This window comes from Chryseobacterium sp. HMWF035 (assembly GCF_003094695.1).
GTDB lineage: Bacteria > Bacteroidota > Bacteroidia > Flavobacteriales > Weeksellaceae > Chryseobacterium > Chryseobacterium gambrini.
Map to the genome: position 1 here is coordinate 57,763 of NZ_QEHP01000014.1, position 21,918 is coordinate 79,680.

Below are 21,918 nucleotides of genomic sequence, written 5' to 3' on the forward strand. Positions count from 1 at the left end.
AAAAAATGACGACACATACGTTAGACTATCTGGAGCAGTTGGAAGCAGAAAGTATCTACATTATGAGGGAAATTGCCGCTCAGTTTGAAAAACCCGCGTTGCTTTTCAGTGGCGGAAAAGATTCTATCACTTTGGTTCATCTGGCAAAAAAAGCTTTTGCTCCGATGAAAATTCCTTTTCCGTTGGTTCATATCGATACAGGACATAATTTTCCTGAAGCCTTGCAGTTCAGAGATTATTTAGCAGAAAATATCGGCGCGGAACTGATTGTAAGAAAAGTGGAAGATACCATTAAAGCTAAAAATTTAACAGAACCGAAAGGAAAATTTGCTTCCAGAAACTGGCTGCAAACCCACACTTTATTAGATACGATTGAAGAATTCGGATTTGATGCCTGTATTGGCGGAGCGAGAAGAGACGAAGAAAAAGCCAGAGCCAAAGAACGTTTTTTCTCTGTGCGGGATGAATTCGGACAATGGGATCCGAAGCTGCAGCGTCCCGAATTGTGGAACATCTACAACGGAAGAATCAACAAAGGTGAAAACGTAAGAGTTTTTCCGATTTCGAACTGGACGGAACTTGATGTCTGGAATTATATTAAAAAAGAAAATATCCAGTTGCCATCCATTTACTTCGCACATGAGCGTGAGGTGATTGAATATGAAGGACAGTTAATTGCCGTATCAGATTTTATTCAGATTGATGAAAATGATACGATTGTCAGTAAAAAAGTACGTTACAGAACCGTCGGAGACATGACTTGTACCGCCGCAGTAGAAAGTGCTGCCGAAACCTTGGATGAGGTTGTGAATGAAATCACGGCATCCAGAATTTCCGAGCGCGGCGAAACCCGAATCGACGATAAAGTGACGGAAGCTGCAATGGAAGACCGGAAGAAAGGAGGTTATTTTTAGGCTGGAAGATGGAGGCTGGATGTTGGAAGTCAGAAGTTGGAAGTTTTTGCATTAAGCTTTCAGTCTCAACCTTAATCTCAACCTTTATATTTAGGATAGAAGTTGGAAGATGGAAGTCAGAAGTTTTTGTAGTAAGCCTTCAGTCTTAACCTCAACCTTATCCTCAACCTTATCCTCAACCTTATCCTTAACCTTAACCTCACTCAATTACTCATAATTAATAAAACAAACGTGAACATATTAAGATTTATAACGGCAGGAAGTGTAGACGACGGGAAAAGTACCCTAATCGGAAGACTTCTGTACGACAGTAAAAATATATTGATCGATCAGCTTGAAGCACTCGAAAAACAGTCAAAAAATAAAAACGAAAACGGAGTAGACCTTGCTATTTTAACCGATGGTTTAAGAGCAGAAAGAGAGCAGGGAATTACCATCGATGTTGCGTACCGTTATTTTTCAACGCCGAAAAGAAAATTTATTATTGCGGATGCACCGGGACATATTCAGTATACAAGAAATATGATTACGGGAGCTTCTAATTCGCAACTGATTGTTATTCTGATTGATGCAAGACAGGGCGTGATTGAACAGACAAGAAGACACTCCATTATTGCGTCTTTATTGAAGATGAAAAATGTGGTGGTCGCCATCAATAAAATGGATCTCGTTGAGTATTCTGAAAAAGTTTTTAAGGATATAAAAGCTCAGTATGAATTGGTTGCAGAAAAACTAGGGTTAAAAAATGTAAATTATTTCCCGATCTCGGCATTTCATGGCGACAATATTGTTGAAAGATCCGAAAATATGGCTTGGTATGAAGGTTCTACGCTGTTGGATTTCCTCGAAACAGTTGAAATCAATTCAGATCAAAACTTTCAGAGTCCGAGATTTCAGGTTCAGTATGTCATTCGTCCGCAAACGGAGGATCTGCATGATTACAGAGGATACGCAGGAGAAGTTCTTTCGGGAATTTACAAAAAAGGTGATGAAATTACGGTGCTACCTCAGAATATTCAGACTAAAATTTCAAAAATAGAAACAGGGGGGAAAGAAGTGGAATTTGTTTTTGCCAATCATCCCGCAGTTCTGCATGTTGAAGATGATATTGATATCAGCAGAGGTGATTTTTTAGTAAAAACCGAAAGCCTTCCGAAAGTTGAAAATGAAATTGAAGCCGTTGCCTGCTGGCTGGATAAAAAGGAATTAAACGAAGGAAACAAATATTTCATTCAGCACAAAAGCAAACTTTTAAAAGCGATTGTCAAAGAAATTGAATATAAAATAGACGTTAATACTTTAGAAAAAACGCCGGTTTCTGAAAGCATAAAATTAAACGAAGTCGTAAAAGTCCGTTTAAAAACAGCTTCACCCCTGGTTTTCGACAGCTTTGAAGAAAGCAATGCAACAGGCAACGCAATATTGATCGACGAGACAGGCAATTCAACGGTGGGAGCCGTAATGATTTTATAAATTAAACATAATCTGAACCATTGAAGAAAGATTTAAAAAGATAAGCTGATTTAAAGTGAATTTCTCTTAGCTGTATAAATATTTCAGAGTGGTTTAAAACGATAGAAAACAGAAAAAATGGTTATTTCAAGAAAAGTTCAGTTCAGGTTAAATGTATTTTTTGTGACGATCGCACTTCTGTCGGTTGTTGCCTTTACGATGTATGAACTGGGTTATCTGGATGAACTGTTCACTGTTTTAGCCAAAGACAATTACATTTTCTATTGGATGATGTTGGTGGGAGTTTTGGCAGAAATCGTTGCAGGATCGATGGGAATGGGATACGGCGTAATTTGTACGACTACGCTTTTGTTTCTCGGAATTCCGCCTCATGCGGTGAGTGCGAGTATTCATTCTGCGGAAAGCTTTACTACGGCAGCCGGAAGCATCAGTCATATCAGACTGAAAAACGTAAGCAAAAGTCTGGTGAAAAGACTCGCCATTCCTGCGATTTTCGGAGCAGTGATCGGGGCGGTTTCACTCACATATCTCGGAGAATATTATTCAAAAATCACCAAAACAATTATTTCCTTCTACACATTATATCTGGGAATTCAGATTTTATCCAATGCGTTTAAAAATAGGCAGGACAAAAAATTAAAACGGAAAACAAATTTAACGCGTTTGGGAGTGATTGGAGGTTTTATCGATTCCTTTGCCGGAGGAGGATGGGGACCGTTGGTAACGGGAACTTTAATTAAAAATTCCTTTACGCCGAGATTTGCGGTGGGAAGTTCTACGGTGGCAAAATTTATTTTAACCTTAACAGCAGCCATTACTTTTATTTTCACATTGGGAATTCAGCACTGGAATATCATTCTCGGTCTTCTGATCGGAGGAATTTTTACCGCTCCTTTTTCTGCGATGTTAACGGCAAAACTTCCTGTGAAAAGTATGTTTATCATTATCGGAACTTTGGTGATCGTGATGAGCTCAATTACCATTTACAAATCTGTTTTTTAGTGATAAAATCTGTTAAATGTGGAAAAATAAAAGCATGAAATATCTTTTCGGTTTTGAAAATATTCTACATTTACACCACTAAAAAAATAACAATGAACATAAACGTAGTTGCGCTTTTCAGATTTAATGAGAATTATCTGATGGAAGCAGTTGAACTTTTCCAGATTTTGGTAAGAGAAACCAGAAAAGAAGAGGGATGTCTGCAGTATGACCTTATTGAAGACAAAGATAACAAAGGAACTTTTTTCATGGTGGAATTGTGGGAAAGTGAAGAACACCTGAACCGCCACAACGGGCAGGATCATTTGCTGAATTTCAGAAGAGACGTTTCTAAAATGCTGGAAAGTTCTACTCAGGTATTTAAAGGATTTAAAACTCTGTAAACTGTAATAAGAAAGTTAGTCACTTAAAAATAACTTCAATCTTCCTGAGGTAAACATAAAACTAAAAGGCTGTTCACTATTGCGGACAGCCTTTTATTAGAAAAAATAGAAAGTATTATCAATAAAGCTCCTGTGAACTTTTGTGATCCTGTGAAAAGTTTATTTTTTAATGAATTTTGATTTTACGATTTCTCCTTCCGCTGTTTCAATCAGGATATAATAAACTCCGGTTTGAAGCGTACTGATATCAAACAATCTTCCGGATAATTTTCCTTCGGCTGTTTTCTGACCTCCCGCTGAATAGATCTGAATTTTTTTCGGTTCTTTTTTAGCAACAAACAGCAATGCGGTATTGTCGGAATTCACTGCAAACTGTACACTTTCCTTTGATTTTGCCTGATCTGAAACTGCAAGTATCGAACTTACCGCGTAAGAAATATCATCCAACTGAATCGCTGTATGATTAAGACTTCCTACAATTCTGAAGGCAATATATTGTTTATTGGATGCAGGAATCGGTACGGAATACTGCGTATCTGTTGAAGTAAGCGTAATCGTATTTCCAATCTTTGTAAAACTTGCCATATCTGCTGTTGTAACGCCGTCCACAAATCCAACTTCAATAGTTCCGGTGCTTCCTGCGGAAGATCCTGCTGTAAGGGAAGACTTGAACGTAAGTGTCTGACTTCCATTGGGTGCAATAATTTGCGGAGCAATAGCATAACCCGGTGTATTCGTCGTGAAAAAGCTGTAATACTGGATATGTTTGTCCGCAGCATTCGAATTATCAACATATACCCACGGTCCGGAACCACTCTGTACACGGTTCCAGTTATTTTGTGGCCATGCTGCACCTGTTCCTGCCGTGAAAGATTCAAAATTCTCATTAATCGCTGTTACCTGTGCATTTCCCGAAATCGCTGTAAGCAGTAAACCTCCAATAAGTAGTCCTAATTTCATAACATTATTTTTATTTAGAATTATTCTACAAAATTATATAATTATTTTTAATTGTTCTAAATAAAATATTATATTTGTCAAAAATTTTTGATCCTATGAAGAAGAAATTGCTTTCTGTTCTGGCTTTAACAATGATTTTGTGGATGGACGCGCAGAAAAAAGATTCTGTAAAGCTGGAAAAAATTGAAGAGGTTGTCCTTACCGGACAGTATACTCAGCAATCCATTAATAAATCAATTTATAAAGTGGAGGTCATCGACGCGCAGCAGATCAAAAATATGGCAGCAACCAATGTGGCAGATGTTTTAAACCAAAGTCTGAACATCCTGATTACTTCAGACCGCAATTCAGGAAATTCAACGGCGAGTTTACTGGGACTGGGTGGAGAATATACCAAAATCCTGATCGACAATATTCCTGTGGTGGGAGATGTAGGATTGGGAAACAATATAGATCTCACCAAACTCAATATCAATAATGTAGAACGTATTGAAGTGGTAAGAGGTTCAATGGGAGTGGATTACGGAAGCAATGCCGTTGCCGGAGTCATCAATGTCATTACCAAAAAAAGCACTCAGAAAAAATTAACGTTAAATGCTTCGGTTCAGGAAGAAACCGTAGGAAAAGAATACAATTGGTACAAAAAAGGAGAGGGAAGGCATATCCAAACGCTGAATGCAGGATATAACTTAAATGAAAACTGGTACATCGGAGCCAATATCAATCATAACGATTTTCAGGGATTCAAGGGAACGCAGGAAGGATATAAATATTTTGAACAGGACGGAAAAAGAGGATATCTGTGGCAGCCGAAAGATGTTCTGAATATCGACGGAGTGATCCGATACAGTAAAAATAAAACGTCCGTTTTCTATAAATTCGGCTTCGTTAATGAAAAACTCAATTTCTACAGCCCGATTGTTTCAGAACTTTATTTAGGAGAGGGAAACAGAACTTATACTTCTGCCGACAGAGATTACCTCACAACAAGATACGTCAATCAGTTAAATGTTCAGACCAAATTAGGCAGCATCAATTATACAGGTGATTTTTCTTATCAGACTCAGGACAGAAAATACAGAGATTTTACCTATGACATTCCGAACAGGAAAGTAATGGGAACCAAAGAAGCTTATCAGTCCTATAACAAAGCAGATGTCATCTATTCGCGAGGTGTTTTCAGCAATTTTCTTGATGATAAAAAAATAGATTTCCAGTTGGGTTATGAACTCGATCATACCAAAGGATACGCAGGTTTTATAGCAGGAGATTTTGCAGGAAATAATGTCGATCGAAAAATTTTCAATTACGCCAATTTTATTTCTGCAGAATGGAATCCTACAGGCTGGCTTTCATTAAGACCCGGTTACCGTTTGGCGCTGAGTGATAAATTTGATACACAGCACAATTATTCCTTAACGGTAAGAGGAAAAATAGATGATTCCAGTAATATCCGACTCGTGGCAGGAAGCGCGAACCGGTTTCCCAATTTTGATGAACTCTACACCTATTTTGTCGACAGCAACCACGACATCAGAGGAAATGAAGATTTAAAACCGGAAGAAGGAATCACGATCTCTTTAAACGGAGACAAAAAATTCAGCACCAGTTCGGGATGGAATGTTCAGGTAGGAGCGAGCGCAACGTACATGGATCTCAAAAACAGGATAGAAGTTCTGCAGATCAATCAGAGTCCGTTGCAGTACAAATACATCAATATCAACAAATTCAGATCATTACTTTTTGAAGCCAATTTTAAAGTTCAGAAAAACCAGTTCAGCCTTGCAGCCAATGCTTCTTATTATGGCATCGGAAAAGAGCTCTTTTCGGGAACTCTGGTTTCTCCAGATGATTTCTTTTATACATTCGAAGGAAAACTGGCTGCAAACTATACCCTCCCAAAAACAGGAACCAATGTTTCGTTGTTTTACAGACACGTCGGAAAACTTCAGATGTTTGTCTTAGACAGTCAGGATATTGCCCATCCTTTTTATTATGTGGGAGAGCGCGGCAACTTTAACATGATGGATTTCGTGGTAAGTCAGCCGTTTTTCAAAAATCATTTTGAACTCAGTGCAGGAATCAAGAACATTTTTGATGTTTCATCCGTAAGAGACACCACCGTTGCCGGAACCGCACACGGAACCACCGATCCGAACTCGAACCTTTTCTACGGCAGAAGCTACTTCACCAGACTAACCTACAACTTTTAAAAAATAATCATTGAAATGAAAAAAATAATGCTTTATCTCTTCATCGGGACATCATTCATCACCCAGTCCTGCATTAATGATAATGAAGATCCCGTTGCCATATCAAAAATTGAAGGTTCCATCGTGAATCCTACCGTTGGCGGACCTACACAGCCCAATCAGGTCTGGTTTGATCTGGGAACGGATTCTGAAGTGCTGACCAAAAGAACCGATTGGGACCTCGCTTTGTATTCAGGAAGCAATTTTAAAGTCATTCTTAATTCTTCTCTGATGATGGCAGCAGGAAAAATCCCGAATGCTACAAATATCGATTTGGTCACAGAAGCTGAGGTTTCCGGTTTGCAGGATCTTGTACAGGTTGCGAATTTTAATCCTTCCAACACCATTTATATTGATGATGTAAAGGGAAATTTTCCTTCAGGCTATACTGCAATTGAAGAAATTAAACCCAATGAATCTGAAAATGCAGTATACCTTCTGAACATGGGGAAAGGAATTTACACAGGAAATGTTCCCGCAGGAAGTGTTACCACAGCCGGAGAAAACAGAGGATGGATGAAAATTCAGATCTCGAGAACTTCAAACGGAGGATATAAAATAAAATACGCCCCATTAAATTCTGCGTCTCACAAGGAATTAACCATCAATAAAAACTCCGCGTACAATTATAATTTTGTTAGTCTGAAAAATGAAAAAGAACTCTTCATTCAGCCTGAAAAAAAGAAATGGGATCTTTGCTTTTCGGTCTTTACCAATACCATTACAGGAGCAGGAAGTTATGTGTATGCAGACTTTATCACCATCAATAATGTAGGTGGAGCAGGAGCTTATGAAGTAAAAGCTTCAGGAACCACAACCGGGGTTGAAGCCTACAATAATTTTAAAGTTTCGGATATCGATCAGTCGAAATTCATCTACAACGATCAGCGCGTTATCGGAGGAAACTGGAGAGAAGTCGGACCTTCCGGATATCAGGTGAAAGGTGATGTATTTTATGTCATCAAAGATCCGGACGGATATTACTTTAAGCTGAGATTCACCAGACTTACGAGCAACAGCGGCGAAAGAGGCTATCCGCAGTTCGAATACAAACCCTTGTTCTAAAAATTTTAAATCAAATAAAAAGATATCATGAAAAAATTCATTCTTGCCGCATCTGTATTAATGGCAGTCTATTCCTGCAAAAAAGAAGGAACTGCTACTGAAAATAAAACAGAACAAAGCTCTGAAGCTCCAAAATCTGCGCATAAAATCGTAACGCTGAATGGCGGAATCACCGAAATTGTAGCTGCTTTGGGTCACGAAAAAGAAATCGTGGGAACCGACGTGACAAGTACTTTTCCCGAATCTCTTAAATCGACAGCTAAAGATCTGGGACACGTAAGATCAATGACCATCGAGCCGATTATGGCAGTTTCTCCCACCTTAATTTTAGCTTCCGATAAAGACATCAATCCTGAACTGATGGGGAAAATTAAATCTTCCGGCATCAAAACAGAAATTTTTAAACAGGAATTTACCGTTGACGGAACTAAAAAACTGATCGCAGAAGTGGCGAAAGCAGTCGGAAATACAGATTATCAGAAACTGAATGATAAAATTGATGCCGATCTGAAACAGATTCAGCCGATTGCCAAAAAACCGAAAGTCCTGTTCATCTACGCAAGAGGAAATATGCTTATGGTTTCAGGAAAAAATACACCGATGGCTTCTTTAATTGAAATTGCAGGCGGACAAAATGCCGTTAATGATTTTGAAGATTTCAAACCTTTAACGCCGGAAGCGGTTGTAAAAGCAAATCCGGATGTGTTATTCTTCTTCACGAGCGGACTGCAGGGAGCGGGAGGAAACGAAGGAGCGCTAAAAATGCCGGGTGTTTCCCAAACCAATGCCGGAAAAAATAAAAAAATTATTGCCATGGACGGCGGTCTTGTTTCCGGTTTCGGACCAAGATTAGGACAGGCAGCAGTAGAATTAAACCAACTTCTGATTGAAAGCACCAAGTAAATTATCCGTTTACATCATCATAAGCACCGTATTGCTTTGTATCATTGCAGTATGGTCGCTTAACACCGGAGTTTACGATTTCGGAGGTCAGTCTGCATTCACTGTTTTACAAAAAATAATGAACGGAGATCAGTCACTCACAATGAGCGATAAATATGTAGTCTGGGACGTGAGAGCAGCCAGAATTGTGATGGCGATCCTTATCGGAAGTATGTTGGCGGTTTCGGGAACAGGTTTGCAGGGATTGTTCAGAAATCCTCTGGCAACGGGAGATTTAATCGGGCTCACTTCCGGCGCAACCCTGCTTGCAGCCATTACCATCGTTTTGGGAGGATATTTCAGAGAATTTCTTCCTGAAGCCGTACAGTTTTCATTGGTGGGGATTGCTGCTTTTATCGGTTCTTTTATTTCCATGCTTCTGGTGTACAGAATTTCAACCAGCGGCGGTAAAACCAATGTCGTGATGATGTTATTATCGGGAGTTGCCATTACAGCGATCGGATTTTCGATTACAGGTTTCCTGATTTACATCTCAAAAGACGATCAGTTAAGAGATTTAACGTTCTGGAATTTAGGAAGTTTAGCCGCTGCAACATGGACGAAGAATATCATTTTGGGAATCGTTCTGGTTATTTCATACACGGTTTTACTGCCAAAAGGCAAAGCGTTGAATGCAATGATGTTAGGCGAAAAAGATGCACAGCATTTGGGAATTAATGTAGAAAGATTAAAAAAGCAGATCATCCTTATTTCGGCTTTAATGGTAGGAAGCTGTGTGGCATTTTCAGGAACCATTGGTTTTGTAGGGCTTATCGTTCCATATATTTTAAGATTTTTGTTTAAATCAGACTATGCTGTTATTTTACCGTTATCAGCAGTTTGCGGAAGCATTTTACTGTTGACGGCAGATACTTTCAGCAGGAGTATTGTGGAACCTTCGGAACTTCCGATCGGGATTTTAACCGCCTTAATGGGAGGTCCTATTTTCATTGCGATTTTAGTTAAATTTAAAAAATCACTGTTATGATAAAAGCGCATCAGATCAGTTATCAGCATAAAACCTTTCATATTCTGGATTCTGTAGATGTTCATCTGGAATATGGCGAGTTTCTGGCAATTGTCGGTCCGAACGGAGCAGGAAAATCGAGCCTTCTGAGTATTCTTGCCAATGAAATTAAATCTGAACAGCAGATTGTATTTAAAAACAGACATATCAACGACTGGAATGTGAAAGAGCTTTCAAAACACAAAGCCAAATTTTCACAGCACAACAGCAACGATATTCCGCTGGAAGTAAAAGAGGTCGTGATGATGGGACGTTATCCGTATTTCGATGCACAGCCTAAAACAGAAGACCATGAATCGACAAACCGAATGATGAATGAAACGGATATTCTGCATTTAAAAGAAAGAGAATACAACACTTTATCGGGAGGCGAAAAACAGCGCGTTCATCTTTCGAGGGTTTTTGCGCAGCTTCAGAACGAAATTGCCCACAAACTTGTTTTTTTAGATGAACCTTTAAATAATTTAGACATTAAACATCAGTACAAAGCATTGGAAATCATTAAAAATTTCACCAAAAAAGCCAATTCTGCGATTGTTGTTCTTCATGATCTCAATCTTGCCGCACAATATGCCGATAAAGTTTTATTAATGAAATCAGGAAAAGTTGCTGCGTACGGAACTCCGGAAGAGGTTTTCACCGCAGAAAATATCCGGGAAGCCTACAATTTTCCGTGTACGATCTGCAATCATCCGGTAACTTCGCACCCAATGATTATTTTTGGATAATATGGATACAGAAAAACTGAAAATATTAGCACAGAATCTCGCCCATCCTCAAGGAGAAAAGGGAATTGAGATCGGCGAAATGATGAATGAAACCAACATCGGAATGACGTTGGAAAGCATACAAACCCTTTTAATAGAAGACAATGAACACATTCTGGAAATCGGTCATGGAAATGCAGGGCATGTCAGAAATATTTTAAACAAAGCCATTGATGTAAAATATACCGGAATTGATATTTCGGAAACCATGCATCATGAAGCCATAAAACTGAATAAAGATTTTGAGAATCAGGCTGAATTTATCCTGTATGAAGGAACAGAACTGCCTTTTGAAGACAAAACATTCGATAAAATATTTACCGTAAACACTGTTTATTTCTGGCAGAAACCAACAGATTTTCTCAATGAAATTTACAGAGTTCTGAAAGACAACGGAACATTTGTTCTCACTTTCGGACAGCGGGATTTCATGGAAAAACTCCCTTTTACACAGTTCGGTTTTACGTTGTACAATACCGATGAAATGGAGGAAACTGTTTCCAAAAGTTATTTTAAAAGAATGAAAATTTCCGAACGGCAGGAAGAAGTAAAAAGTAAAACCGGAGAAGAAACCATCACAAGAAATTATACAATTTTAACCATTAAAAAATAAATAAATGAGCACATTAGTAAACGATCTGAAGGAAAAATGGGAAGCTCTTAAAGCTGAAAATCCGCATCTGAGAATCCGAAATGCCGCAGCAGAACTCGGAGTAAGCGAAGCGGAACTGTTGGCAACCAGCGTAGGAGAAGGCGTAACGGTTCTGAAGTCGGAATTCCAGAATATTTTAGCAGAAGTGGAGCAGTTAGGAAAAGTAATGGCGCTTACACGCAACGAAGAGTGCGTTCACGAAAGAAAAGGAGTGTATCTGAACGGCGATTTCAGCAGTCCTCATGCACAGCTTTTCGTGGGAGAAGATATTGATTTAAGAATTTTCCTGAATCACTGGAAATTTGCTTTCGCAGTGGTGGAAGGAGATAAAAAAAGCCTTCAGTTTTTCGGAAAAGACGGTTTGGCGCTGCATAAAATTTATCTTACCAAAGACAGCAACGAAGCTGCATTCGATGAAATGGCAGAAAAATATAAAGCAGATGAGCAGAACGGATCTTTCGATTTTGAAAAAGCAGCTCCGAAAGCAGAAGAAAAACCGGATGCCGAAATTGATGTAGAAGGCTTCCAAAAAGCATGGACAGAACTGAAAGATACCCACGATTTCTTTATGATGACCCGAAAATTCGGAGTGAGCAGAACGCAGGCGTTGAGACTGGCTCCTGAAGGTTTTGCAAAGAAAATTGAAAGCTCAAAAGTCGTAAACGTACTGGAAGATGCATCGGAAAAAGAACTTCCGATCATGATTTTTGTCGGAAACAGAGGAATCATCCAGATTCATACGGGAAATGTGAAAAAAACACTTTGGCATCAGCAATGGTTCAACGTAATGGATCCGGATTTCAATCTGCATCTGGACGTTACCAAAATTGCGGAAGCATGGATTGTGAAAAAACCGACGGAAGACGGAGAAGTGACCGCTATTGAAGTTTTCAATAAAGAGGGCGATTTTATCGTTCAGTTTTTCGGAAAAAGAAAACCCGGAATCCCGGAACTGCAGGAATGGAAAAACCTCGTCGCAGATCTTGAAAAATAAATTGAAATAGTTAGATAGTTTCTTTAAGCCGTTTTGTTTTTTACAGGCGGCTTTTTTTATCTAAACACGAATTTATTGAATGGTTTCACGAATGATACAATATTTAACGCGAAGAACGCGAAGTCTTTTTGACCTAATTGAGCATATTTTTTTGTTCGCAAGGGCACTTCGTTCAGCAAATGATAGAACTAGCCATAGCTGAGTGAATAGTTTATACTGAGCTTGTCGAAGTACCTTTGCGAACGAAAAATCAACAGCATAATTTTTAAAACAAAACTTAGCGATCCTTGCGTTATAAAAATAAATCAACGTTACATTGTGTCATTCGTGAAACCATTTGTGTGATTTGTGTTTAAAAAAACAACAGAAAATTAAATAAAATTTTTTCAATTGCATTCACTCTGAAAATTTTAACGCAAAGTAGATATTTTAAGGTAAATATTTTAAAGTAAGCAAAGTTATTCAGATTTCATCTGTTATTAAGCGAACGTTTTATGATTGCATTTGGCAATGTTTTAGCTGAGTGACTCGTTCTATCATTTGCTGAACGAAGTGCCTTTGCGAACGAAAAATATCCTCAATAAGTTAAAAACAAAACTTAGCGATCCTTGCGCGCTAAAAATAAATCAACGTTACATTGTATCATTTGTGTTTAAAAAAACAACAGAAAATTAAATAAAATTTTTTCAATTGCATTCACTCTGAAAATTTTAACGCAAAGTAGATATTTTAAGGTAAATATTTTAAAGTAAGCAAAGTTATTCAGATTTCATCTGTTATTAAGCGAACGTTTTATGATTGCATTTGGCAATGTCTTAGCTGAGTGGCTCGTTTTATCATTTGCTGAACGAAGTGCCCTTGCGAACGAAAAATATCCTCAATAAACTAAAAACAAAACTTAGCGATCCTTGCGTTATAAAAATAAACAACATTACATTGTGTCATTCGTGAAGCCATTTGTATCATTGGTGTTTAAAAAAGCTTCGAATTAAAATAAACAATAGATCATTAAAAAATTAAAGTTATATCGTGATATTCGTGAAACTATTTGTGTTATTCGTGTTTAAAAAAACAACAGAAAATTAAAATTATATCATGATATTTGTAAAGCCATTCGTGTTTAAAAAACAAATTAAAATGAAAAACCTTTTCACTGCCTTTTTTCTTACTGTTTTCTGCTCATTTCAGGCACAGCAATTTAAAGCCTATCAGTTTTACGACAAAAAAGGAAAATCAATAAAGCCTGAAAAACTCATCAGACAACTGGCTGATTACGACGTGGTTTTCTTTGGTGAAAATCATAACAACTCCATCAACCACTGGTTACATCTTAAAGTGACGGAAGGTTTGTATACTCAGAAAAACGGACAGCTTATTTTAGGTGCTGAAATGTTCGAAAGAGACAATCAGCCGCAACTGAATCAATATCTCAACGGGAAAATAGACGCGAAAACACTGAAAGATTCCGCAAGACTCTGGAATAATTTCACGACCGATTATAGACCTTTGGTTGATTTTGCCAAAGCAAAAAAGCTGAATTTCATCGCAACGAATATTCCCAGAAAATACGCTTCCCAAACCGCCAAAGAAGGTCTGGAATCTCTGAATAATTTATCTGAAAAAGAAAAATCTTATATCGCACAGCTTCCCATAAAAGTAACGCTCGAAACACCGGGTTACCCTGAAATGAAAGCGATGATGGGCGATCACGCAGACGGAACCAAAGTGATGAATTTTATTTCCGCTCAGGCAGTAAAAGATGCGACTATGGCAGAATCTATCCTGAAAAATCTGCAATCCGGAAAAACATTCATCCATTACAACGGAAACTATCACAGCAAGGAATTTGGCGGGATTTACTGGTACATTAAACAAAAGAATCCGAACCTGAAAATGGCGGTCATTTCTGTTTTTGAATCGGATGATCCTGAATTAAAAGTTCCTGAGAAAGACTATATTCCTACAGATTTTAATCTGATCATTCCCAGTGATATGACGAAAACGTATTGAGAAAGAGCCAGGTAAAAAGTTAAAAGTAAAAAGCTATGTTTTCATTTAGATTAAAAGTGTGTGAGAATTTAAACAGATTCTTCCTTCGTCAGAATGACAATGATTCGTTTAAAAGACAATGAGGTCTGCATATTTTTCATTGCTTTTTACCAAAAATTCAATTGGGTTTTAACCAAAACATACAAAACTTAGCCTGCAATATTTATCTTTGCAAAACATTCAGAAAAATGAAAAAAATATCCCTTCTTTTCATCCTTTTCATCGGTTTGATGAACGCTCAAAAACTGACACCAAGCGAAATTTCCATTATCAATCAGGGAGATAAAAATTCTGCGTTGCCGATTTATCAGACTACAGACGAAAATCAGCACAAGACGTTATTAAGCCTTTCCGCAGAAATCGATCCGTTGGATAAAAACACGGCAGTTTTGGTCAGCAGAATGAAAGAATCTTTACTTTCCACCGATGGCGGAGTGGGAATTGCCGCACCACAGGTTGGAATCAACAGAAAAGTAATCTGGGTTCAGCGTTTTGATAAAAAAGGTGAACCGTTGGAATATTTCATCAATCCTGTCATTGTCTGGAGATCAGAATTACAGAATTTAGGTCCCGAAGGCGATCTTTCGATTCCCGATTTCAGAGATCAGTTTTACCGAAGCAAAGTCATTCAGCTTGAATATGTCGATTTAAAAGGTCAGAAATATTCAGAAATTGTGGAAGGCTTTACAGCCGTTATTTTCCAGCACGAAATCGATCATCTTTTCGGAATTTTAATTTCAGACAAAAAAGAAAAAGAGAAAAACGATTCTTATCAGAAAGTGGATGCTTTTAAGAAGAGTGATTCTGGGATGAGGTAAGAATTATTTGGCTTTTATCAATTCATAATTGTTCATCCTTCGGAAAGTATAAAACTCCATTCCGTTATTTTCCATAAAACTGACAATGTCGTAAATTGTCGAACCTTTTAAAGTATCATTTTTCAAAGCAAAAGATATATTCAAAGGAGTTCCGTTTGATTTTTGGGTAATAGCTGCTTTATTTTGAGCAAGAATTTTTATGATTTCTATTGTTTTAATTTTTTGCAGTTTATCAGCGAATATATTACTCTTTTCTATAAAAATAAGAGAATCCTGTTTTGAAAAAGAAGGCTGATTACCACACATGAGAACTGTTGGTTTAAAAGTGTCTATTGCATAATAGGAGATGTTTTTATCTACTATTACAAAATGAATGGCTCCGTGCATATAATTTTTGTTCAGCCTTTTATCGTATCTGTCTAAAAATAAGATGTTTGAAGAATCATTTTTGACATGATTTTTACGTATGCTGTCCAGTTTTTTATTCAGAAGTGAAACACTGAAATTATTTTTAGGAATTAAAAGTTCATTTTCATCTTTCTTAGTTTGAGTACAGCTAAAAAATAGGAATAAGATGATAACAGTTAAATTGAACTTCATGTACGGATTGCATTTGTTAAGAGTAAACAAAATTATTTTTGTTCGGTCTAAATTTATCATTATATATTTTGTGGAGTCCACATTTTCAGAAATTTAAATTTTTTCGGGTATTCCTCTTTCGGGCAAAATGCCAAAGCGACTTCTCTGTTGTCTAGTGAAGATTCAGTTAGTAAAACATAATCTGTCTCATTTTTAAAACTGTTAAATTCGGTTTCGTTTACGACACAAACTACTTTTTTGAATATTCCGCTGATCCATTGAATCATATTTTCGTTGTCCTCAAATTTTTTGTAGCAGGCTAAAGAAGCGTGTGCAGTAATTACAGGAACTAATTTGTCAGGAACAGTATTCAAAACGATGATGTACATTTTCATATAGTAACTTTTTACAATTTGAAAGATACAATAAGTTGTTTCAACTTTTATTGAACCAAAAAGATGAGAGGAATTTTTATTCTTTTGAGAACTTCGAATATCCTTATAAACGCTTTAATTTTCTTTATCTCTTTTGCGGTTAAAATCGAAATTACCTAAAAAAATACAATTAATATCTTCTGATCTGCACATTCGAAACATTTCTGATCTTAATTTTTCTTCCGGCTTTTTTCAGCAAACCGGTTTCAGGATTTCTTTTAAAAACAGTGACATTATTTGTTGCCGTATTGGCGGTGATTAAAAATTGTCCGCTTGGATCGAGATTAAATGTTCTCGGATGTTTTCCTTTTACAGACTGATAACCGATTGTTTTCAGGCTTCCATCGTCCTGAATCGAAAAAATAACAATATTATCTTCTTTTCCTCTATTGGAAGCGTACAAAAACTTTCCGTCCGGCGAAAGATGAACATCAGAACTTTCAAAATCTTCTTTATAGGTTTCAGAATGGGTAAAAATCCTCTGAAGCGGTTTTAGTTTTCCGTTTTCGTAAGCATAAACACTGACTGCACCGCCCATTTCTTCAATACAGTACGCGAATTTTCCATTCGGATGAAAGGTAAAATGCCTCGGTCCCGCTCCTAAAGTTGTTTTTATAAAAGGAATTTCAGCTTCCTGCAAAGGTGTATCTTTTTCATTGTTAAAACGATAGGCGCGAATTTTATCCGCTCCGAGATCAGGCAGAAATAGATAATCGGAATCCGGAGAAAAAACAGTGGCATGGATGTGTGCACGATCCTGTCTGTCGGGATTTACACTTCCTTCCGAAAACTGTATATTCTGCACAAAAGGTTCAAGAGTTCCGTTATCTGAAATCGGGTAAACAGAAACGCTTCCTTCCGTATAATTTCCATTAACGAGCCATTTTCCGCTTGGATGAACCGTCAGGTAAACCGGATTTTCACCACCGCTGCTTTGTTTACTGATGAACTGTAAAGATTTTTTTTCAGGATTAAATTCAAAACTGCTTACACTTCCGCCGTTCTTTGTTTTGCTTTCCGTACACGCAAAAAGATATTTTCCGTCCGGCGACAAAGTGAGAAAAGACGGATTTGAAATCCCCGAAACAGAAGCAATTTTCGATAGTTTTCCGTTTTGCGTGTTCAATTCATACACATAAATTCCCTCCGTTTCTTTTTCCCAGTTGAAGGAACCGAAAAAAACATACGTATGTTGAGCATACAACTGAAGGCAGCTAAAAATTGTGATGAATAAGGTGAAAGGCTTTTTCAAATGATTATGTTTTTTAAAGAAATTCTGTTTAAACTTTTTTACCGCAAAAGATGCAAAAGATTGTAACACTTTAGTTGTTTAAGTTTACTACTTAAATGGGAAAAAGGTAACATAAGTTTAAAAAAAATCCAAAGATTTTTTCTCTTTGCAGACTTTTGAAATACCTTTGAATAAATCCAATAAAGACTTTTGTGTACTTTTTGCGGTTAAATTTAAAATGAGTTTACAACAAACATATAAACGTTTTTCGGATGAAACAAATTTCTGTTTGATATTTCTCATATTACTAAACAAAAAAATCTGCTTCCAAAGAAACAGATTCTGATATTTATACCGTAAAACGCTGAATTAGTTGTTCGTAACTGAAAGTTTTACTTCGATATTATTTCTTGTCGCATTAGAGTACGGACAGATTTGGTGCGCTTTTTCTGTTAAAGCCTGTGCTTCCTCAATAGAAACTTCAGGAATATTTACATCAAGCTGAACCGCCAATCCGAAACCGCCGTTTTCCAACTGTCCGATGCTTACTTCCGCCGTTACCGTAGTTTCTCCGGTTTTTGCTTTAGACAAAGAAATTACTCGGTTCAGTGCGCTGTCGAAACATGCAGAATATCCTGCTGCGAAAAGCATTTCAGGGTTGGTGAAATCGTCATTGGCTCCGCCTAAAGCTTTAGGCATTTTCACGTCCAGATCAAGAACCCCGTTTTCGCTTTTTACGTGTCCGTTTCTTCCTCCTGTTGCAGTTACTTTTGTTGTATACAAAGTTTTCATTTATTTTTCTATTTTAGTTAATATTTTTTGAACATTTTCTTTCAGAGCTTTCCAGTCTTCAGGCGATGCTCCGATTTTCTGAAATAATTTTTCCGGAATTCCGCAGGCTTTTTCCTGTAAATTTCTGCCGGATTCTGTGATGAAAACTTCCACCACACGTTCATCTTCTTTTTTTCTTTTTCTTTCGATAAATCCTTTATTTTCAAGTCTTTTAAGAAGCGGTGTAAGCGTTCCGCTGTCCAGATAGAGCTTTTCGCCGATGCTGTTCACTGGAAGTCCGTCATGTTCCCAAAGCACCATCATCACAAGATACTGCGGATAAGTAATATCCAACTCATCAAGAAAAGGACGGTAAAGCCCCGTAATTTCTTTCGCAATAACGTATAAAGGAAAGCAGAGCTGGTTTTCTAATTTTAAAAATTCGGGATTTTCCATGATTTCTGAAAAATGAAGAGGTTTTTATTTTTTGATGATGAATTCTTCCATCGGAATTCTTACTTTTTTCATGTGCGACAGCCAGTCGTTTTTCTCGTCTCTGTATCCTAAATACAATAAGCTCACACTCTTTAAGCCTAAAGCCCTCAAGCCCAAAATTTCATCCACCACTTCATTGCTGAAACCTTCTGCAGGAGTGCTGTCTACTTTAAGTTCCGCAGCCTGAGCCATGGCAAGTCCTAAAGCAATGTACGTTTGTCTTGCAGTATGCGCGAAATGTTCTTCGGGAGTCTGCGCACCGTAGATTTCTTTAATTTTATCGGTATAGCTGGAAAATCTTCCTCTCGGCAAATCTCTTACATCGGTGTGATGATCGTATACTTTATCGATTTTCTCATCGGAATAGCTGTCCCATGCCGCGAAAACCAAAACATGAGAAGAATCTCTCATTACTTCAGGATTCAATGCTCCCTGAACCATTTTTTCTTTTAATTCCTGATTTTCCACTACGATCACACGGAAAGGCTGTAATCCGGAAGAAGTAGGAGCGAGTCTTGCGGCTTCTAAAATTTTATTTAAATCTTCTTCTGATACTTTTTTTGTTGGATCGTATGCTTTTACAGCGTGTCTCCAGTTTAAATCTTCTATTAATGACATTTTTGTTAATTTTTTATTTGAATAATATGATGCAAAAATATTGCCAAATTAAATTGTGTACAATTTAATTTTGTTAAATTTAATTTAAAAATTTTTAAAACCTTCTTAAAACATCGCAGGAATCGGATTTTTTCTGAAGACTGAACTTTCCACTTTTGCTGAAGAATTTTAAACCAAAAACAATGCAGAGATTTAAAAACAAAACCGCTCTGATTACAGGCGGAACCAACCGAATGGGATTCTCAACAGCACAACAGTTTATAGAAGAAGGCGGAAAGGCAATCATCACTGGAAGAAGTGAAGAAAATGTAAAAAATGCCGTAAATAAACTAGGCGAAAATGCGTTCGGAATTGTTTCGGATGCCGGAAAAATAAGCGACCTGATGAATCTTAGAAATGAAGTTGAAAAATTAACGGAACATATTGATCTGGTATTTGCAAATGCAGGATACGGAAGATTTGCTTCGATTGAAAATGTGGATGCACATCATTTTGATGAACTTTTCAATATGCTGGTAAAAGGCAGCTTTTTTACTGTTCAGCAGATGCTTCCTTTAATGAAAGAGGGGAGTTCGGTTGTGTTTAATACTTCTTTTGTCACAGAATTCGGGATGTCCAATTTTTCCGTGTATTCTGCGGCAAAAGCGGCAGTTCAGTCTTTTATTAAAACTTTCGCAACTGAATTGACGACTAAAGGAATCCGAGTGAATGGAATTAGTCCGGGACATATCAAAACCAATATTTTTAATAATACGGGTTTAAATTCAGAACAGATTGATGAAGCCGTACAACATATTATTCCTACCATTCCTTTTAAAAGACAGGGAGAACCTTCGGAAATTGCAAAAGCGATACTTTTTCTTGCTTCTGATGAAGCATCTTACATTCACGGAGCGGAATTGAGAATTGATGCCGGAATATCTGTAATTAAATGATAATGTGATGAAAAGATTATTTTACGTCTTTGATCTGTCTGATAATATTGGTTTTATTTTCAATGCCAATATCATATTTTTTACTTTTCTTAAGACTTAAAGTTGCCTTTTCGATAAGATGGGTATAATCCTGAGATTTTTTTGAAAGATAGAAAACCTGCGCGCTGATTCCTATGGAAACACGGGCAAATTCCTGTGGTCGATCCGGATCATCTGTAATATCGGTAATCACTGAATTGTTGTACCATGTAAGGTTTTGTGAACTTTGATTGCCGGAGCAGGAAATGACCATCATTATTATGCAGAGGATATAGGTTGAGAATTTCATGAAAATAAAATTTAAAAAAAGCTCCTGCAAAATAACAAATAATTGCAGGAGCTATATAAAGATTTGTTAGAATCCGCAGCTTGCTACACTTGGAGCCGGAACAGGAGAGCATCCGGACAATGTAGAAAATGTTGTCAGTACACAATTCGTGTTTATATAATTGTTGTCATAAAGCAGCGAACCGGACGGACTTCTGTAATATACATTTCCTGCCGTATTGGCGTAAGAAGAAGCAGAGGCGGAACCACAGCTTGTATTTACGCACGCATTTCTCCATGCAGTATCAGTTACCGGTCCGGAGGTGAAAAGAGAAGGATCTATAATTCTTTTTTCCACCACACCGGAAGCATTTTTAAAGCTTACTAAAATAGCTACGTGATATCCCCACGAAACACAGCACGTTCCTGTAGAAGCTTTCAGGTTTCCGTAGACGAATTGTTTTTCGCAGTCATAACCTGCATTCAGAAGGATCTGTCTCATTTTATGAGCTCTTGCGTAACATCCGTCTACTGCATATCTGAACGTGATGCATGGTGAAGAAGCTGTAGAAGTTCCGCACGACTGATTTTTGATCTGTATGAAAAGATTGTTCAGAGTTGCCTGATTCGGAATTACACTTACTGCTTTACTGGTTTCGCTTTGAGTTTCTTTGGTGAAGATGGATTTGAAGTAAGTAACATCTTCATCGGTTGCTTTTTCAACTTTGGCAATTTCGTTGGAATTTTTTTTCAGGAAAACATGAACCGGAGTTTCATTTTCGACCGCTGATTGAATCATTGAGATGAAGGCTTCATTCTCTTTGCTGTCTTTAATTTCATAGAACTGCGCAGAAATGATGAAAGAAACTTTCAGTACATTGCCTTCTTTTTGAATCCCTACCGGAATAGTGCTGCCAAAGTCTCTCATGGCATTTTCATTGTTTTCTTTTACAACAAGATTCGGATCCTGATTGGCACTGGAATCTGAACAGGCATTGGAGGAAAGTACCATTACAAATGCCATTGCGGATAGCAGAAATTTTTTCATAGTTTTAATTTTTGTGGTTAATGAGGTGCAGTTTATTCTTAATAGTTCACTGCATTGTGATTTTAAAAGTAATAAAAAATTGAATATAAAATTCAAAATTTTTAAGAATTTTTATCATGCATTCAGATTGCCGATGAATACTGGAAAAATTAAATTGGGCAAATGTATTTAACGTGAGTTCGATGAAATTAATGGGTAATAAA

At 37.3% G+C, this 21,918-nt stretch carries 23 protein-coding genes; 14 read left to right on the forward strand and 9 right to left on the reverse strand.

The features are described from left to right. Positions 1–5 precede the first annotated feature (5 nt). The 4 genes from cysD to DD829_RS02150 all read left to right on the forward strand — a co-directional run bounded on the left by cysD (position 6) and on the right by DD829_RS02150 (position 3,772). Positions 6–914 (forward strand): sulfate adenylyltransferase subunit CysD, encoded by a 909-nt coding sequence (gene cysD, locus DD829_RS02135; RefSeq protein ID WP_108410195.1) that lies wholly within the window; start codon positions 6–8, stop codon positions 912–914. A gap of 231 nt (positions 915–1,145) precedes the next feature. Continuing rightward, a complete protein-coding gene (locus DD829_RS02140) occupies positions 1,146–2,387 on the forward strand; it encodes a sulfate adenylyltransferase subunit 1 (RefSeq protein ID WP_108410194.1) in 1,242 nt (413 codons plus the stop codon). Positions 2,388–2,504: 117 nt separating this feature from the next. Beyond that, a complete protein-coding gene (locus DD829_RS02145) occupies positions 2,505–3,389 on the forward strand; it encodes a sulfite exporter TauE/SafE family protein (protein WP_116547473.1) in 885 nt (294 codons plus the stop codon). Between the two features lie 92 nt (positions 3,390–3,481). Continuing rightward, positions 3,482–3,772: a putative quinol monooxygenase gene (locus DD829_RS02150; protein ID WP_087711034.1), complete on the forward strand. Its 291-nt coding sequence runs from the start codon at positions 3,482–3,484 to the stop codon at positions 3,770–3,772. A 159-nt stretch (positions 3,773–3,931) separates the two neighbouring features. Here DD829_RS02150 and DD829_RS02155 read toward each other — a convergent pair whose 3' ends face one another. Further along, positions 3,932–4,732, reverse strand: coding sequence for a T9SS type A sorting domain-containing protein (locus DD829_RS02155; RefSeq protein ID WP_108410344.1), 801 nt, complete (start codon positions 4,730–4,732; stop codon positions 3,932–3,934). A 95-nt stretch (positions 4,733–4,827) separates the two neighbouring features. Between DD829_RS02155 and DD829_RS02160 the strand changes: the two genes are divergently transcribed. The 9 genes from DD829_RS02160 to DD829_RS02200 all read left to right on the forward strand — a co-directional run bounded on the left by DD829_RS02160 (position 4,828) and on the right by DD829_RS02200 (position 15,298). Then, on the forward strand, positions 4,828–6,945 hold the full coding sequence (locus tag DD829_RS02160) for a TonB-dependent receptor plug domain-containing protein (protein WP_108410345.1): 2,118 nt from the start codon (positions 4,828–4,830) through the stop codon (positions 6,943–6,945). A 15-nt stretch (positions 6,946–6,960) separates the two neighbouring features. After that, positions 6,961–8,049, forward strand: coding sequence for an HmuY family protein (locus DD829_RS02165; protein WP_228408101.1), 1,089 nt, complete (start codon positions 6,961–6,963; stop codon positions 8,047–8,049). 27 nt (positions 8,050–8,076) lie between these two features. After that, complete coding sequence (locus DD829_RS02170) at positions 8,077–8,952, forward strand: hemin ABC transporter substrate-binding protein (RefSeq protein ID WP_108410346.1); 876 nt, start codon at positions 8,077–8,079, stop codon at positions 8,950–8,952. Continuing rightward, on the forward strand, positions 8,936–9,979 hold the full coding sequence (locus DD829_RS02175) for a FecCD family ABC transporter permease (protein WP_108410347.1): 1,044 nt from the start codon (positions 8,936–8,938) through the stop codon (positions 9,977–9,979). Before DD829_RS02170 ends, DD829_RS02175 begins: the two co-directional genes overlap by 17 nt. Next, a complete protein-coding gene (locus DD829_RS02180) occupies positions 9,976–10,746 on the forward strand; it encodes a heme ABC transporter ATP-binding protein (protein ID WP_108410348.1) in 771 nt (256 codons plus the stop codon). The genes DD829_RS02175 and DD829_RS02180 overlap by 4 nt, the downstream gene beginning before the upstream one ends. A 1-nt stretch (position 10,747) precedes the next feature. After that, the gene (locus tag DD829_RS02185) at positions 10,748–11,398 is read left to right on the forward strand and encodes a class I SAM-dependent methyltransferase (protein WP_108410349.1); all 651 of its coding nucleotides are present in this window, start codon (positions 10,748–10,750) and stop codon (positions 11,396–11,398) included. A gap of 4 nt (positions 11,399–11,402) precedes the next feature. After that, a complete protein-coding gene (locus DD829_RS02190) occupies positions 11,403–12,431 on the forward strand; it encodes a hemin-degrading factor (protein ID WP_108410350.1) in 1,029 nt (342 codons plus the stop codon). Between the two features lie 1,137 nt (positions 12,432–13,568). After that, positions 13,569–14,441, forward strand: coding sequence for a ChaN family lipoprotein (locus tag DD829_RS02195; protein WP_108411671.1), 873 nt, complete (start codon positions 13,569–13,571; stop codon positions 14,439–14,441). 227 nt (positions 14,442–14,668) lie between these two features. Next, on the forward strand, positions 14,669–15,298 hold the full coding sequence (locus tag DD829_RS02200) for a peptide deformylase (RefSeq protein ID WP_087711015.1): 630 nt from the start codon (positions 14,669–14,671) through the stop codon (positions 15,296–15,298). Positions 15,299–15,301: 3 nt separating this feature from the next. On the opposite strand, the gene DD829_RS02205 is transcribed toward DD829_RS02200, so the two are convergent. The 6 genes from DD829_RS02205 to DD829_RS02230 all read right to left on the reverse strand — a co-directional run bounded on the left by DD829_RS02205 (position 15,302) and on the right by DD829_RS02230 (position 19,426). Then, positions 15,302–15,898, reverse strand: a complete 597-nt coding sequence (locus tag DD829_RS02205; protein ID WP_108411670.1) for a hypothetical protein — start codon at positions 15,896–15,898, stop codon at positions 15,302–15,304. A 59-nt stretch (positions 15,899–15,957) separates the two neighbouring features. Beyond that, positions 15,958–16,272, reverse strand: a complete 315-nt coding sequence (locus DD829_RS02210) for a hypothetical protein (protein ID WP_108410600.1) — start codon at positions 16,270–16,272, stop codon at positions 15,958–15,960. Between the two features lie 169 nt (positions 16,273–16,441). After that, positions 16,442–17,563 (reverse strand): lactonase family protein, encoded by a 1,122-nt coding sequence (locus tag DD829_RS02215; RefSeq protein ID WP_108410601.1) that lies wholly within the window; start codon positions 17,561–17,563, stop codon positions 16,442–16,444. Positions 17,564–17,911: 348 nt separating this feature from the next. Further along, complete coding sequence (locus DD829_RS02220) at positions 17,912–18,334, reverse strand: organic hydroperoxide resistance protein (RefSeq protein ID WP_116097987.1); 423 nt, start codon at positions 18,332–18,334, stop codon at positions 17,912–17,914. Further along, a complete protein-coding gene (locus tag DD829_RS02225; RefSeq protein ID WP_076393251.1) occupies positions 18,335–18,769 on the reverse strand; it encodes a MarR family winged helix-turn-helix transcriptional regulator in 435 nt (144 codons plus the stop codon). Between the two features lie 24 nt (positions 18,770–18,793). Next, complete coding sequence (locus DD829_RS02230) at positions 18,794–19,426, reverse strand: NAD(P)H-dependent oxidoreductase (protein WP_076393253.1); 633 nt, start codon at positions 19,424–19,426, stop codon at positions 18,794–18,796. A gap of 182 nt (positions 19,427–19,608) precedes the next feature. On the opposite strand from DD829_RS02230, the gene DD829_RS02235 reads away from it, so the two are divergent. After that, positions 19,609–20,361, forward strand: coding sequence for an SDR family oxidoreductase (locus DD829_RS02235; protein WP_108409447.1), 753 nt, complete (start codon positions 19,609–19,611; stop codon positions 20,359–20,361). 16 nt (positions 20,362–20,377) lie between these two features. Here DD829_RS02235 and DD829_RS02240 read toward each other — a convergent pair whose 3' ends face one another. After that, positions 20,378–20,689, reverse strand: coding sequence for a hypothetical protein (locus DD829_RS02240; protein WP_123906783.1), 312 nt, complete (start codon positions 20,687–20,689; stop codon positions 20,378–20,380). Positions 20,690–20,755: 66 nt separating this feature from the next. Beyond that, the gene (locus DD829_RS02245) at positions 20,756–21,715 is read right to left on the reverse strand and encodes a protein-glutamine glutaminase (RefSeq protein ID WP_108409449.1); all 960 of its coding nucleotides are present in this window, start codon (positions 21,713–21,715) and stop codon (positions 20,756–20,758) included. Positions 21,716–21,918: the final 203 nt, after the last annotated feature.